This is a genomic window from Arthrobacter sp. M71 S08, assembly GCF_059089725.1.
Genome location: NZ_JBNHEY010000009.1, coordinates 106579 through 121290 on the forward strand (window position 1 = coordinate 106579; position 14712 = coordinate 121290).

12 protein-coding genes and 2 tRNA genes are annotated in these 14712 nt (G+C 63.0%); 4 read left to right on the forward strand and 10 right to left on the reverse strand.

The features are described 5' to 3' along the window. On the forward strand, nt 1-531 hold the full coding sequence (locus tag AC5RTB_RS15570; protein ID WP_494061956.1) for a DUF1697 domain-containing protein: 531 nt from the start codon (nt 1-3) through the stop codon (nt 529-531). Here AC5RTB_RS15570 and AC5RTB_RS15575 read toward each other — a convergent pair whose 3' ends face one another. From AC5RTB_RS15575 to AC5RTB_RS15610, 8 genes are all read right to left on the reverse strand, one after another. Beyond that, nucleotides 532-2190 (reverse strand): GTPase family protein, encoded by a 1659-nt coding sequence (locus AC5RTB_RS15575; protein WP_494061957.1) that lies wholly within the window; start codon nt 2188-2190, stop codon nt 532-534. Continuing rightward, complete coding sequence (locus tag AC5RTB_RS15580) at nt 2187-3992, reverse strand: dynamin family protein (protein ID WP_494061958.1); 1806 nt, start codon at nt 3990-3992, stop codon at nt 2187-2189. Before AC5RTB_RS15580 ends, AC5RTB_RS15575 begins: the two co-directional genes overlap by 4 nt. Before the next feature lie 94 nt (nt 3993-4086). Further along, nucleotides 4087-4159, reverse strand: a tRNA-Glu gene (locus AC5RTB_RS15585). Between the two features lie 131 nt (nt 4160-4290). After that, a tRNA-Gln gene (locus AC5RTB_RS15590) sits at nt 4291-4362 on the reverse strand. 67 nt (nt 4363-4429) lie between these two features. Next, complete coding sequence (locus tag AC5RTB_RS15595) at nt 4430-5158, reverse strand: HAD family hydrolase (RefSeq protein WP_494061959.1); 729 nt, start codon at nt 5156-5158, stop codon at nt 4430-4432. Next, entirely contained in the window at nt 5148-6647 is a 1500-nt protein-coding gene (gene gltX / locus AC5RTB_RS15600; RefSeq protein WP_494061960.1) for a glutamate--tRNA ligase, read from the reverse strand. The genes AC5RTB_RS15595 and gltX overlap by 11 nt, the downstream gene beginning before the upstream one ends. A gap of 46 nt (nt 6648-6693) precedes the next feature. Beyond that, nucleotides 6694-7467, reverse strand: a complete 774-nt coding sequence (locus AC5RTB_RS15605; RefSeq protein WP_494061961.1) for a fumarylacetoacetate hydrolase family protein — start codon at nt 7465-7467, stop codon at nt 6694-6696. Between the two features lie 94 nt (nt 7468-7561). Continuing rightward, on the reverse strand, nt 7562-7705 hold the full coding sequence (locus AC5RTB_RS15610; protein ID WP_494061962.1) for a hypothetical protein: 144 nt from the start codon (nt 7703-7705) through the stop codon (nt 7562-7564). A gap of 237 nt (nt 7706-7942) precedes the next feature. Between AC5RTB_RS15610 and AC5RTB_RS15615 the strand changes: the two genes are divergently transcribed. Beyond that, the gene (locus tag AC5RTB_RS15615; RefSeq protein WP_494061963.1) at nt 7943-8971 is read left to right on the forward strand and encodes a hypothetical protein; all 1029 of its coding nucleotides are present in this window, start codon (nt 7943-7945) and stop codon (nt 8969-8971) included. A 112-nt stretch (nt 8972-9083) separates the two neighbouring features. Here the strand turns inward: AC5RTB_RS15615 and AC5RTB_RS15620 are convergent, their stop codons facing one another. After that, nucleotides 9084-9239: a hypothetical protein gene (locus AC5RTB_RS15620; RefSeq protein ID WP_494061964.1), complete on the reverse strand. Its 156-nt coding sequence runs from the start codon at nt 9237-9239 to the stop codon at nt 9084-9086. A gap of 391 nt (nt 9240-9630) precedes the next feature. Between AC5RTB_RS15620 and AC5RTB_RS15625 the strand changes: the two genes are divergently transcribed. Further along, complete coding sequence (locus tag AC5RTB_RS15625) at nt 9631-10521, forward strand: hypothetical protein (protein WP_494061965.1); 891 nt, start codon at nt 9631-9633, stop codon at nt 10519-10521. Between the two features lie 32 nt (nt 10522-10553). Here the strand turns inward: AC5RTB_RS15625 and AC5RTB_RS15630 are convergent, their stop codons facing one another. Then, a complete protein-coding gene (locus tag AC5RTB_RS15630) occupies nt 10554-12113 on the reverse strand; it encodes a chitinase (RefSeq protein ID WP_494061966.1) in 1560 nt (519 codons plus the stop codon). Between the two features lie 237 nt (nt 12114-12350). Between AC5RTB_RS15630 and AC5RTB_RS15635 the strand changes: the two genes are divergently transcribed. Continuing rightward, on the forward strand, nt 12351-14675 hold the full coding sequence (locus tag AC5RTB_RS15635; RefSeq protein ID WP_494061967.1) for a glycosyltransferase family 2 protein: 2325 nt from the start codon (nt 12351-12353) through the stop codon (nt 14673-14675). Nucleotides 14676-14712 lie beyond the last annotated feature (37 nt).

Genomic DNA, 14712 nt, shown 5'->3' on the forward strand with positions numbered 1-14712 from the left:
GTGACCAGATACGCGGTATTCCTTCGGGGCGTGAACGTCGGCGGGATCACCATCAGGTCCGCCGACCTTCGGGAGACCTTCGGGTCACTGGCGGTGTCCGACGTCAAGACGTTGCTGGCATCCGGAAATGTGGTCTGTAGCAGCGGCCTCACGGCAGCCGACCTGAAATCGCAGAGCGAACTCGCCCTGAGGGAGCGCTTCGGATATGAAGCCTGGGTGGTGGTGCTGGCGGCGGACACCGTGGGAAGCATTGTGGCCGATTGCCCGTTTCCCGCGGACGATCCCGCCACCCACACGTACGTCACGCTCTTCTCGGACCCCGCGGTCCTCACTGAAATGGTCGAATTGGCGCGTTCGATCGGCGAACCGGTCCACGCGCTGGGAACGGTCGCTGCTGCGTGGCAATCGCCGAAGGGGAGCACGCTTGAGAGCCCGCTCAACGCATTTACCAACCGGGCCCGTTTCAAGAGCGCGACAACCACCCGCAACCTTCGGACGCTTCAGAAGGTGCTCGTCGCCCTCCGGGTCTGACTACCGGCGTGAACCTGCAGTCTCTACCGCCCGAACGAAGTTGTTGTAACGCTCGATCTCGGCGGCGGCCGGTCCGACCGCCACGGCCTCGGTGGTCTCCGTGATCGAGGCAACCAGGCGCCGTCGTACGCGTTTTCCCCGCCGGCGGGCGCCAAGACGGGCCAGGCCGGCGCACAGGATGCCGAGCGCTATGCCCGCGGCCACTCCCCCGATCGCAAAGAGCGTTGGGACCGGGATACCTTCGACCGTCGGCGACTCGGGAACCGGGAACTGCAGGAAACCGAGCCCGGCCAGCAGCGCCAACCACCCGATGCCAACAACCATCGCAGCGAGGAACAGCCACTGAAGTACACCGGCCACCGGCCACCACCAGGCGCGGGATCCGGAGGTGAAATCGGTGCGGGCAACGGCCTCGTCAAGACGCTCGAGCAGCTCCGGTTCAGGGCTCCTCGCCGCGTCCCGGATGGCCGTTCGCCACGGTTCCACCGCGCCGCTCGAAAGCTCTTCACCGAACGTGCGCAACGCCCGGTCAACGGACGCCCGCTGCGCGGGACCCGGCTCGGGAAGGGACGTGCGGCCCACGAACTCCTGCACATCGCTGCGCCTGAGGTTCAGGCGCCGCAGCGGATCGGCACGGAGATTGCCGAGCCATCGCGTCACGGGCCATCCGGTGACGGCGTGTGCATCCCGCCGGTAGGAACGTACGACGGCGTCAATCACCGCGTCGGCGCCGGTCGCTCCGGCCAACCGGTCCGAGAGCGCGCTGCGCGCAGCTTTCGACGGCGGCGGAAGTTCCGGTCCGGTGAACTCCCGCAGGGATTCGACGGCCACGTCGACATCCGCCGACAAGCGCCCGGTTGCAGCTTCCTTCCGGCGCACAATCGCCCGAACCTCCTCTGCCAACCCTGCCAGCCCGGTGCCGGTGACAGCGGAGATCGCGTGCACCACCGCCGAGCTGTGCCCCTCCGAGGCAAGGATCTGCTTGAGTGACCCGGTTACCTGCGTGAGGTCCTGTCCGGAGAGGCGGTCGGACTGGTTCAGCGCAACGAGAGTGACGGACTCATGCGTTGCCAGCGGCTCCAGAAACTCGCGGTGAAGCGCGGCGTCCGCGTACTTCTGGGGGTCCGTGACCCAGAGCAGCACGTCGACCTGCCCGGCGAGCCGCTCGACGATCGCACGGTGGCCGAGCGCGGTGGAATCGAAATCGGGAAGGTCGAGCAGGATAAGCCCGCCATCAGCGGAACCATTCCGTTTCGGGCGGTGACCGTCGCCGGACACTGCGAGCAGCGGCGCTCCGTCGGGCATGACGTGGCGGTTCTGCACCTGCAGCCAGTCGAGCAGGTCTGCGCTGCCGTCCTCGCCCCAGATCACGGCAAGGGGTTCGGCGGTTGTCGGGCGGCGTGCCGCGACGCCCGCCAGGTCGGAGCCCGTGAGCGCATTCAGCAGGGAGGACTTTCCGCTCCCGGTGGGCCCGAAGATGCCGACAACGGTGTGCGCGGACGAGAGCGACCTACGCGAACTCGCGCGGTCCAGCACGTCGTAGACCGCCCCGAGCTGACGGTCGTCCACCCGCCCGTCGGCGAGTTCGCGTGCGGTGTTCAGCGCTTCCAGACGAACCTGCAATCGGGAGGAGGATGCCTCCCCGCGGTGACGGCTCACTGGCCACTCTCCGGCACAGAGCCTTCATTGCGAAGATCCTCCGCCACCGAGCGCCGTTCCGTGAGGCTGACTGCCAGTGCGCGCAGATCCTGCGACGACGGTTCGTCCGCCAGCACCTGAAGCCTGTCGGTGAAGCGCTCGCGCTCCTCGGCCATAAGTCTTTCGCACCGCTCCTGCAACTGCATGCGGGCGGTCCTGGTGAGCCGTCGGACGGCCTCCTCGCCGAAGATGGCCTCAAGGAGTTTCTGCCCGATAACCGCGGACCCGCCGGCAATGAGCACTTCCCCTCCGGTGAGCCCTGCCGTGGAAGCGAACACCACGATCATGAGCGCGACGGCGACACCGTTGACGCCGAAGGAGAGCATGCGGGCTGCGAAGCGCTTGTCTTCTCCCTCGGAGCGGACGAGGTCCAACAGGTCCTTCTGCCAGGCACGGATCTCGCGGGCGACCGTATCGGTGAAGTCCGGCGACATGACCGGGCTTCCGGGCTCCAGCAGTGCGCGTCCGGCGGTCTCGGCAAGCCATTGCCGTTCCGTCTGATCCGCAGCTTTCGCGGCTTCCTCCACGATGACGGTTTGAAGCCCGGTCTCGATGGCGTTTTCCACAGTGACTGCACGCGGCGGTTTACCGGTGAGGAAGCCGCCGATGCGGTCACGGATTCGTCCAACCGTGGATTCGAGTCCACGCATGAATTCCCCCGTGCCGACGAAGTCCTGCCAGCGGGCCAGCACCTCTCCGCGAAGCAGGGTGCCGTCCTTGGTTGATTCGAGGACGGCGTCGAGGGCCGTCTCGTAGGCCTCGTATGCCACTCCCTGGAGCCGTCCGGCGGTCTCCGCCTGCCGGTCCACGGCATCGGCCACCTTCTCCACCCGGTGCCCCAGTGCACGCAGCGCGCCCTCAAGGGTGCGCCGGGCGATCTCCCGCCGTCCCTCAGCGTCTGCGGAGATGGCACCGAGCCAGCGACGCAACGGGTCCACGCTCTCGGGCGGCAACATGCCGAGCGGATCCAGCCGTTCCTCCGGGATCACGAAGATGGGCGCGTGTCCCAGCTGCTCGGCGGCGAGCAGCGTATGCAGATCCGCCCGAATCTCCTCTTCCACGCCGTGGGGAACGCGGTCCAGCACGACGGCGAGCAGGATGTCGCGCTGCGCCGCTTCCCTGAGAAGATGCCAGGGAACGGCGTCGGCATAGCGGTTGGCTGTGGTGACGAACAGCCACAGGTCAGCTGCCGCGAGCAGTTGTGAGGCGAGGCGGCGGTTTTCATCAGCAATCGAGTCGATGTCCGGCGCATCCAGCAGCGCCAGCCCAAGGGGAATCGTTGCGTCCGGCTGCAGCAGCAACGCAGCTGCTCCCGCGGTGTCGTTCGACGAGGAGATCTGCGACGCCGGCACAGACTCCTCTCCCGCGTTGACGACGACGGCGCGCTGCCTGGTCAGCGACGGCAGCACCCGGTCGCCGGCGAACCAGTGTCCTTCAGCGGGGTGGTGCAGCAGGATTGGCTGCCGGGTGGTGGGCCTGATCGCTCCGGACCGCGTCACCGGGTGTCCGACCAGAGCGTTCACGAGCGTAGATTTGCCGGCTCCGGTGGACCCGCCCACTACGGCCAGCAGTGGCGCGTCAAGACTCTTGATGCGGGGCAGGATGTAGTCATCGAGTTGCGCTGCGGCGGCGCGCGTTTCGCACCGGGCGTCACCGGCGCCCGGTGACTCCAGCGGAAACGTGAGACTCGTGAGCGTTGTGCGTACGCTGCCCAGCAGCTCGACAAGTCCCGCAGCATCAGCGTCGGGCAGCGAGGCATCCATGATCCCATCATGCCAGTTCCGGAGGACCAGGCGGGGATTGACCGCTTAAACGAAAATTCCGCCCCAACCGTAACCGGTTGAGGCGGAACCTTTGTGACCCCAGCGGGATTCGAACCCGCGTTACCGCCGTGAGAGGGCGGCGTACTAGGCCGCTATACGATGGGGCCAGTACTGTGCTGCCTGCCGGTTTCCCGCCAAACGAGCTAGATGATTGTTTCACATCTGATGCTGTGAACCAAATTGATTCGGACCGTGATGCCGAAGTGGCAATCCGCTCAATTTTTGCTGTTTTACAGCGCTGGGGTACCAGGACTCGAACCTAGAATGTTGGTACCAGAAACCAATGTGTTGCCAATTACACCATACCCCAATGGCACTTTCCGGCGGCTTTTCCCTGCTTCGCAGCAGGTCAACCCCGTCCGCGCCGAGATACGACTTTACCGGATTCCCTGCACGATTCGCAAAACGTCGTCCAAAGTAGTGATCCGGCGGCCCGAGAAAGTCTCATCCTGACCCCCACGACGGTCGAGCCAGACGCCGATCAGGCCGGCTGCGTCCGCCCCCTGAGCGTCCAACGCCACGTTATCGCCCACATAGAGCGTGTGCGCCGGGTCGGTGCCGAGCCGTCGGGCACCCTCCAGGTAAATCGCCGGGTCGGGTTTGGCAACGCCGACGGCATCTATTCCAACGAGCGCGGCAACTCGCTGAAGTCCGGCCTTGTCCAGCTTGGCCCGCTGGTAGTCGTGCACATTGTTGCTGACCGCACCGTACGGAATTCCTTGCCGGTCCAACGCGTCAAGGACAGGAACGACGTCGTCGTAAGGTTCGAAGTGCAGCGGCAGGACGGCTTCGTACGCATTGTTCCACCGCACGGCAGCTTCGCCCTCAAGGGGGTCAGCGAGGAACGATGCCTGGGCATGCCGCGCACGGTGAATACGCTGTTCCGTGAAGGTCAGCTTTCCAGCGAGAAACTCTTCGTAGTAACCGAGCGGATCCCGGGTATACAGATCCTTGTATTCCGTCCACTCCGCCTCGCTGAGGTGCGCAAGTGTCTCCGCGCCGATGTGATGGAGAGTGCGCCCCATCGCTGTGGCGAGATCCACCAGCGTGTCGTCAATGTCGAACAGCACTCCCTCGATAGCCGGCAAGGCATCCTCACTGTTCACGAAGCGACCTCACCCGAACCAGTGATGATTCCTTGCCGAGAATGACCATGGACTCGAACAGGGGCGGTGAGATCTTGCGTCCGGAAACCGCTGTGCGCATGGGCCCGAAAGCAACGCGCGGTTTCAGTCCGAGTTCATCGACGAGGGCCGCGCGCAGGGCCGCCTGAATGGACTCGGCGTTCCAGTCCTCAAGCGGCTCGAGCGCGCGCAGAGCGGCATCAAGAACCTCCTGATAATTCGAAGGCAGACCCTTGCGGGCGTCCTCAGCGACCTCGATCTCGTCGTCCGCCCTGAACAGGAAACCGAGCATCTCGGGAGCCTCCCCGAGCAGGGTGATTCGTTCCTGGATGAGCGGCGCAGCCTCAGTAAGGATCCCCAGTTCACGGGGGCTGATCGTCTGGCCAAGCAACCCTGCGGACTGCAGATAGGGAACGAGCCGCATCCGGAAGTCCTCCGGGTCCAGCAGACGCACGTGGGAACCATTGATCGCTTCGGCCTTCTTGACATCAAAGCGGGCCGGGTTTGCGAGGACGTCATGGACGTCAAACTTTTCAACAAGCTGGTCGACAGTGAAGATGTCCTCGTCAGCACTCAGGGACCAGCCCAGTAACGAAAGGTAGTTGAGCAGACCTTCACGGATGAAGCCGCGCTCCCGGTGCAGGAAGAGATTCGATTCCGGGTCCCGTTTGGACAGCTTCTTGTTGCCCTGACCCATGACGTACGGAAGGTGGCCGAACAGCGGCATGTAGCGGGCGACGCCGATATCGATAAGCGCGCGGTACAGGGCTATCTGGCGCGGCGTCGAGGAGAGGAGGTCCTCACCACGCAGCACATGCGTGATGCCCATGAGCGCGTCATCAACGGGGTTTACGAGTGTGTAGAGCGGAGCACCATTCGCCCGCACAACTGCGAAGTCCGGAACGCTCCCGGCCGCAAAAGTGATATCCCCCCGCACCAGGTCGGTAAAGGTGATGTCCTCGTCCGGCATGCGTAGACGCAGGACCGCCTGCCTGCCTTCCGCTTCGTAGGCTGCCTTCTGATCTTCGGTGAGATCGCGGTCGAAGTTGTCGTAGCCGAGCTTCACATCCCGTCCGGCGGCTTTGTGCCGCTCCTCAACCTCGTCGGGTGTGGAGTACGACTTGTAGAGGTGGCCGGCGGCGACCAGCCTTGCGATGACGTCCTGGTAGATCCCACCCCGCTGGGACTGGCGGTACGGCTTGTGCGGCCCGCCAACCTCGACGCCCTCGTCCCAGTCGATGCCGAGCCACTTCAGCGCGTCGAGAAGTTGCCCGTAGCTTTCTTCACTGTCGCGGGCGGCATCCGTGTCCTCGATCCGGAAGATCATTTTTCCGTCGGTATGCCGGGCGTACGCCCAGTTGAACAGGGCGGTACGGATCAATCCGACGTGCGGCACGCCGGTCGGAGAGGGGCAGAAGCGGACACGAACGGGAGTTTCGGGCGTGACAGTGGGGAGATCAGCAGTAGTCATGATGGACCCCAGTCTACTGTCCGGCTGTCAGCGCCTCCGGCAGGAACTAGCGGCGCACCGGGTTGGAAAGCCGACCGATTCCTTCGATCTCCACCTCGTACCGTTGGCCCTCCGTGATCCGACCCACCCCGGCGGGGGTGCCCGTGAGGATGATGTCGCCAGGCAGAAGCGTGAAGGCCTGGGAGACGTAGGAAACGAGCTCCTTCACGCCCCAGATCATCTGGTTGGTGGAGCCGTCCTGCTTGAGTTCACCGTCAAGCCAGCCACGTACGGCAAGGTTTTCAGTGTCGAGCTCCGTTTCAATCCACGGCCCGATCGGGCAGGAGGTGTCGAACCCTTTTGCCCGGGCCCACTGGTTATCCGTTCTCTGGATGTCGCGTGCTGTGAGGTCATTGGCGCAGGTGTAACCGAAAACGACATCATCAACTCGTTCAACAGGCACGTCCTTGCAGATCCGGCCGATGATGACGGCGAGCTCTGACTCGTAGGAGATTTCCTCGGAAAAGGACGGAAGGACGACCGGGTCCCCAGGACCGACAACCGAAGTGTTGGGCTTGAGGAACATCAGCGGAGCGGGCGGCACCTCATTGCCCAGTTCGGCGGCGTGATCGGCGTAGTTCCGGCCGATGCCGATGACTTTGCTGCGTGGAATCACGGGAGCCAGCAGCCGAACGTCCTCGAGCCTGTGGCGCGCTCCGGTGGGCTGGACGCCGCCGTAGAACGGGTCACCGCTGATGACGGCTACCTCTTCCTCCCCCTCACGCCCTTCAACAAGGCCGAACGCTGGATCATCATTGAGCACAAAACGGGCGATACGCATGGACCTAGGCTAGTACAGACCCAACCCGGATACGCGAGAGACCGTTCGAAGGACCGGAGCCCTCCGAACGGTCTCGAAATCATGCTTGTAACTGTCAGTGAGGCCAGTCGTCGATCAGCATGCCATAGGTGACAACGCCCGTCTTAGGTGCGGGCGCCTTGTCTTTGGCTACAGCCGCAGATCCGCCTCCCAGTGCCAGCGCAGCCGTGAGCAAGAAAACTGCGGAGAGTCTTTTCATAACGGGTTCCTTTGAACGAGGAGTGCCGATCCTCTGACACCAGATTGATTCAGTATACGAACGGAGTGTGATATAGAACACCCCCGAGCGCCGGATCAGTTCCGGTTTCTGATTCTGCCTGCTGTTCTTCCACTGCATCTGTCTCAACCGCGCCTTTCCGCATAAAATCAGACAGTCACGTCGGACCCGCCGGGTAATCCCTGCTCGTTCGGCACAACCTCAGAAAAAGGGGGAAGCGTGGCAGCCCAGCAGTCAGGTGAACTGGTTATGTGCGAGCTGCGGGCGCGTGAAGCGTGGAGCCAGCGCGACTACCCAGCCGCGAGACAACTTGCGGCAGCCGCCGTGGTTCTCGCGGCACGGGCGGAAGACCACCATGCCTGGTGGAATATGACCTTTCTTCAGGCCGAGTGCCTACGCGAGGAAGGGTCCCTTGATGACTCTCTTCAATACGCTGAGGCGCTGAGCGTCAGCAGCCTCACGCTGGAATCTGAGGCGCTGAAGGCTCGGGTCCATACCCTCGCAGCGGTCTGTCAGCAAGGTCTGGGACATCTCGAGCAGGCCGTGGACAGCGCCACCATCGCCGTACAAAGTGCGGCCACCGTCCGTGATGCTCCCGAACTCCAGATAGAGGCCCATCATGCGCTCATTGCGGCGTTGGCCGAGAGCGACCGGCTGGACGAAGCCTGGAGCACCTGCCTTGACCTTTCCACCCACATCACGCCGGGTATCCACAGGCAGACGGCGGGCAAGGCATTTTGGGTGATCGGGAATGTAGCGTTCATGCGACACCAGGTGAACGACGGCACCCGCTTCCACAGGCTCGCAGCGGACCATCTCGCTCCCAACAACGACCTGGATCTGTGGGCACGGTTCAACCGCGCATCCGCTTCACGGCGTTTGGCCGCCGGTGTTGTGGACGCGGAGACGCTTGAGTGCATCGAACGGGCCGAGGTAGCCAGCTCCATAGTGGGTGGTACGGAACGGGACCAACTGCAGCTGTCACTCACCCGGGCGCACTGGCTTTTCCTGACGGGCCAGATTAATGCCGCGGTGGAACGCCTGCGGCCTATTTGTGCGGAGGGCTCGGCCCTTTCCCGGCAGACCGAGGGAGAAGCAAATCTGCTCCTTGCCCAGGCACTATCAGCACGAGGCGAGGGGCTGGAGGCGCTAGCCCACTTCGAAACGAGTGAACAGTGCTTCAACGATGCTGGCGCTCCCGAGAGGGCGGCACATGTAAGGGAGTTAGTCGCGGAGGTGAAGCTGTAAGTTTCCCGCGGCGGCATCCGGATCTTGTTCGAAAAAGATTGAGCCGTGGGATCAGAAATCAGATCCCACGGCTCAAAAACAGTCCGGGTTCAGCCTGGCCTGTTCGGCGAGACTAAACAGTCGTCGAGCTGTCTGGCCAGTTACCGATCTTCTTTGCCGTTGTCGTCGTGTTATCGGGCCAGTTGCCGATTTTGGCAGCTTGAGCAGCCGTGCCGCCCCCAACCAAAAGCAACGCAGTCAGCAACAAAGTTGCGGAGACCTTCTTCATATCATTCCCTTGTCACTTGATGGATGCAGAAGGTCGAATTACCCTCCGCATTGCACAGCACCTTCAGTATAAGAACGAGGCCGCAGTTATCGACTCTCTTTTTCCTCATCTTTTCCGCAGTTTTTGTCAGCCCTTCCGCCGGAATAGCGCTTGTAGCGTGTAGAGATGGCAACAGCATCGGATTCTGACAGAATGAACCGCGGGGGAACATTCTCAGGAAAGCGTTGGAAACGAGACCATGAATCATTCTCAGCAGCCCGGTAAGCACGTTTTTCTGGAACTTCGCGCACGCGATGCCTGGGCTCAGCGGGAGTACGAAAGCGCAAGAAAAATCGCTCGAGACGCTGCTGCGCTGGCCGCTAACCATCAAGATGATAACTCGTGGTGGAACATGAGCTTTCTGGAAGCAGAATGCTCCAAGAAGTTGGGAGCCATTCCGGAGGCGGAAACACAAGCCCGGGAGTTGCAGAATCACCACCTCACGCACAAGTATCCGGATCTTGGTGCGAGGGTAGCCACCTTTCTGGCTGTCGCGTTACAGGGCCAGGGGAACCTTGCCGCGGCGGCTGAGGAAGCAAGGCGTGCCGTTTCCCTAGCTGCGTCGGCCAACGATTCGCCCGATTTGCGAATAACCGCTCAGCATGCACTCATCGCTGCGCTTGCCGAAAGCGATCAGATCGATGATGCCTGGAACGAGTGCCTTCGGCTGGCAGAGCTCATCACCCCCGAAGTGAATTCGCAGACTGCCGGAAAGGCCTACTGGGTGATCGGGAACGTGGCGTACCTCCGGCGGGATGCCGCCGTCGGAACTGACTACCATCGGCGGGCGGCCAGTCATCTTTCGCCCTCGAACGACCTCGACCTGTGGGCGCGTTTCAATCGCGCGTCCGCTGCGCTTCGCCTGGCCGGCGGAGTAGTGGAACCGGAGACGCTTGAATGCATCGAGCGGGCCGAGCTCGCGGCATCGATCGTCGGAGGGAGTGAACGCGACAAGATTGAGCTGTCCCTGACCCGCGCGCACTGGCTCTTCCTCACCAAACAGTTCGACGCCGCCGCCGAGCGGCTCAGGCCGATCTGTGAGGCGTCGTCCCTCATTGCAAGTCAGACCGCTGCGGAGGCGTACATGCTCCTGGGTCAGACGCTGGCCCGGTCCGGAGACCCGCTTGAGGGCCTGTTCCAGCTTGAGAAGAGCCAGGAACTGTTCAGGCAGTCAGGAGCCCCCGACCGGGAGGCACATGTGGGCGCGCTGATCGACGAGGTCGTTCGAAGGGCAGAGGCCTAGACCTCTGGGCTGGCTTCCCTTCGATCGTTCGGTCAGGGCTCCAGCTCGTCCAGTACTTCCTGTACTTCCTCGTTCGAGAACTTTCGCCACGGCGAAGAATCAGCAGTCTGCAATGCCGCTTCCGGGCTGTCGCTGCGGTTCCACCACTTCGCCTCGAAGATCTGACCGTCGAAGAAGATCCGGTCGCCCTTCTCATAGACCTTTTCAGCGTCCCACTCCGGATATGTTCCCGCCGGTGCAGTGACCACAGGAAGCGGCTTCTCACCGGGCAGCACAGGACCGATGAGGGTCCACGGAGTCTCGGCTGCCTGAAGCACCGGGTTGTCCGGCACGTCACCGGAAGTCCAGTACTTGGCCGAGTAGACCTTTCCCCGCCAGACCACGCGGTCGTCGACCACGTAGGTCGAGTCCTCCGACCAGATCGGATAGGGGCTGGTCTTGGGATCGTCGACTACGGGTTCGGGGATGGGTTCTGCAGTGGTGGGAGCCGCGTTCAGGGTCGCCGCGCGTCCCTCGAATCCTGCGCCCAGGGCATCGGCGAACAACATTCCGTTCTGCCTGATTCCGCTGCAGCTGTCGGACACAATGCTTGCGTCGCCATAGTTGTCGCTGCAGGTGGCGTCGCGGTTAAGAGACCACATGGACATCCTGCCAACGCCGGTTTCAAGAGCGAAAGTGTTGAACGAGGCCGCGGCCTCGAGATCGAACACTTCAGCGGGAACGTCGTTCTGGCCGATCATCGGCGTCAACCCGATCTTCTTCCACAGAGTCTGCGGGCCGAGGCTGGTTCCAGCCCTGTTGTACAGGATACCGAGCTGGGCGTGCGTTGCCTCAGCAGCCGCGATCGACGCTTCCAGCTGGGACACTCCCGCCTCCCTGCTCCCCCCGTAATCCATGGTCATAATGTTCACGCCCGCGAGATCCACGCCGCCGTCGAGCATGGCTGTGACGGCGTCGGTGCCCCGGACGGTGAGACCGGACGGCGCGACCGGCAGCGTGAGCCACACGTTCAACGTCTTGCCGTCCGCACGGCGCTCCTCCTGCAGTGCCGCCACGGCCTCAGCCCTGCGGGCTGCCGCTTCCGTGTCGGCGAGATCCTCGCCCTCGATGTCCAGATCGATCGTAGTGAGGTCATAACGTTCGACGACGGTGCGGTATGCGCCCGTGAGCTGGCGAACGTCCGTACAGGTCCGGGCAAGTTCGTTATTGATCAGACCGCCGAATGAAACAGCGACCTCACCGCCGTTCTGCAGTAGGCGCGCGATCCGCCGGTCAAGGTCCAGCTCAGACTGTGCCTGGTCCAGCGAGTAGGCTGCGCCCCATGAGGGTCGGCAACCCTCCTCGGGGTCCGCGACGATGAACGAAAGCACCACGCTCTTGCCCTGTTCCGATGCCGGCTGCTCAAAGGGATAGAACGGCGTCGCCGTGGCGTCGACATATCCCGCGAACCACGACCCGCCGTTCGCGGCGGCGCGTACATCCTCGAGGCGGTTCCAACCCACAAAAGTGGACGTTACCAGCGCGCCCACAATGGCAACCAGGACAGAGAGCCGGACAGGCGAAAGCCTTCGGCCGGGAAAGCGTTTGGACATGGGTCCCCCAGATAAAAGACCGTTCAGACGGGAACGGTGAGCGTATCGTAACGGCGGAAGTGATCTGAGTCCAAATGGTGTACTGTTTCGTCCGTCACATCTTCGATGCCTTCAGGTTGAACGGTCACATCAACCGGGCCGGGAGTGAACACCGCTGATCGTCAGGCCCGTCACCTGCGACAGCCAAATTCACGGGACTCTCCGCAGGGAACGTCCATAAGATCCTTTGGGGGACGGATGAATCAGGAAGTTGCCGCGCCGGAATCAGTAACCGGGACACCAGCTACATCCGGCGCGGGGACGCGGCGTCGTCAGTGGGGATCGGAAAAACGGTCTGAGCCGCTATCGATCGTCCACCCTCAGCCGTCACGGCGGAAAGTCGCGCTCGGTCGACTGGCAATCGTGGTCACCATTATCGGCTGGATTGCGTACGTCGTCTCGACGATTCTGCGTGAGCTCTCGGAGAACCCTTCGGCCGGCTTCCGTTTCCAGCTTGAGGCCATCTTCTACCTCGTAGTGGTCACCTTCCTTACGTTCTCCGCGCTGATGTACCTCCTGGCTCGGCAGGGTGCGCTGTACCGTTTCCGGGACCACCGCCGTGTCCCCCGCGGAGAACTTGACCGGCACTTCGCCCGCTACGACGAGGGCATCACCGTCCTGGTACCGTCCTACGCGGAGGAGCCCGAGGTAGTTCGAGCCACTCTCTGGTCAGCCGCTTTGCAGGAATTCCCCAACCTGCGTGTCACTCTGCTGCTCGATGACCCACCGCACCCCACCGACCCGACGGTCCGCGCCCGGTTGGAGGCCACACGCGCACTGGCGGCCGAAATCGAAAGCCGGCTGCTCGAACCATCGATGCGTTTCACTACAGCCCTGTCCGAGTACCGCGGACGCCTGGCTGCTAACGCACCCGCCACTGACGAACTTCCGCGGCTGATCGCCGAGTATGAGGCTGCTGCAGTATGGCTGGAGACGATGGCTGAGAACGAAGCCGTCGAAGACCATGTTGACGAATTCTTCGTGGACCTTGTGCTGATGGGTCTCGCCCGTGAGCTGCGCCTGACGATCCTTGCGCTTGATGCAGCACTCGCCCAGCGCAGCGCGCCGGAACCCGACCGCATGCTCGAGCTCTACCTGCGTCTGGCGCGCATCTTCACCGCTTCCATGAACACCTTCGAACGCAAGCTGTTTGCCTCGCTCTCCCACGAAGCGAACAAGGCGATGAACCTGAACGCCTACATCTCCCTCATGGGCGGCCGGTGGCACAAGGAAAAGGCGGCCAACGGCGTCGTACTTCGTCCTGCGCTGGAAGCCCACGTCGATGACCTGGAGATCCCCGACTCCACCTACCTCCTCACGCTCGACGCCGATTCCCTCCTCCTGCGCGACTACTGCCTGCGTCTGGTCCATCTGCTGGAATCGCCGGGGAACGAGCGTGTTGCTGTCACGCAGACGCCTTACTCCTCGTTCCGTGGCGCGCCGACCCGGATCGAACGCATCGCCGGCGCCACGACTGACATTCAGCACATCCTCCACCAGGGCATGACCTACTACGGAGCCACGTTCTGGGTGGGGGCCAACGCGGTGATCCGCAAGCGCGCCATCGAGGACATTGTGGAGGTTGAGAACGTCGGCGGATTCGACATCAAGACCTATATCCAGGACCGCACCGTCATTGAAGACACAGAATCCAGCGTGGACCTCGGATCCCACGGCTGGACACTGGTCAACTATCCCGAGCGGCTCAGCTACAGCGCCACGCCGCCCGACTTCGGCTCTCTGGTGGTGCAGCGCCGCCGGTGGGCGAACGGCGGTCTCCTGATCCTGCCCAAGCTCTGGAGCCAGATGCGGGAGCGCAAACACCGGCGCGAGCGCATCCTTGCACGCGAGATACTCCTGCGGGTGAACTACATGGCTTCGATCGCCTGGGCCAGCTTCGGCCTCCTGTTCCTGCTGGGCTACCCCTACGACAGCCGTCTCCTGAGCCCACTGGTCTTCATCACCGCCCTCCCCTACTTCCTGGCGATGGGCAGCGACCTCCGTGACTGCGGGCACCGTTTCACCGACATCTTCCGGATCTACGGATTCAATATCGTGCTCCTGCCCGTGAACCTCGCCGGCGTACTGAAATCTGTGCAGCAGGCCTTCACGGGCGAGAAAATCCCGTTCGTCAGGACACCGAAGGTCAAGGACAGAACAGCCGCCCCGGCCCTCTACGTGGTTGTTCCGTTCCTGATCGTGGCGTATTCCCTTTTCACCTTCTGGCGCGACTTCGTCGGCGAGAACTGGGGCAATGCGGCCTTCGCGGCGTTGAACGCACTGCTCGCCTTCTACGCTATCCGTGCCTACATCGGCCTGAAGAACTCCGCCGTGGACACAGTGCTCGGAGTGCTCAACTGGCTGTATGTCCCGCCCCGCAAACCACGGCAACAGCGGTCGCTCGTCATCGAAAAGATGCCGGAAGAAGCGGACTGGGAGGCCATCCTGTACCACGGTGACCGTCGACTCAACCGCGACATGCGCCAGGGCAACGACCGCCGTCGTCGTATTTCTGTACGGTAGTTTCGAGAACCGGATGCAGGGCCTCCATTCGCCCGGC

What these genes read in the sequence shown, in the direction of transcription:
- AC5RTB_RS15580 (WP_494061958.1), bottom strand. Translation starts at nt 3,992, where the DNA reads ATGGATGCCTCGCTGCCCGACGCTGATGCTGCGGGACTTGTCGAGCTG.
- gltX (WP_494061960.1), bottom strand. Translation starts at nt 6,647, where the DNA reads ATGACTACTGCTGATCTCCCCACTGTCACGCCCGAAACTCCCGTTCGT.
- AC5RTB_RS15605 (WP_494061961.1), bottom strand. Translation starts at nt 7,467, where the DNA reads ATGCGTATCGCCCGTTTTGTGCTCAATGATGATCCAGCGTTCGGCCTT.
- AC5RTB_RS15610 (WP_494061962.1), bottom strand. Translation starts at nt 7,705, where the DNA reads ATGAAAAGACTCTCCGCAGTTTTCTTGCTCACGGCTGCGCTGGCACTG.
- AC5RTB_RS15620 (WP_494061964.1), bottom strand. Translation starts at nt 9,239, where the DNA reads ATGAAGAAGGTCTCCGCAACTTTGTTGCTGACTGCGTTGCTTTTGGTT.
- AC5RTB_RS15625 (WP_494061965.1), top strand. Translation starts at nt 9,631, where the DNA reads ATGAGCTTTCTGGAAGCAGAATGCTCCAAGAAGTTGGGAGCCATTCCG.
- AC5RTB_RS15630 (WP_494061966.1), bottom strand. Translation starts at nt 12,113, where the DNA reads ATGTCCAAACGCTTTCCCGGCCGAAGGCTTTCGCCTGTCCGGCTCTCT.
- AC5RTB_RS15635 (WP_494061967.1), top strand. Translation starts at nt 12,351, where the DNA reads ATGAATCAGGAAGTTGCCGCGCCGGAATCAGTAACCGGGACACCAGCT.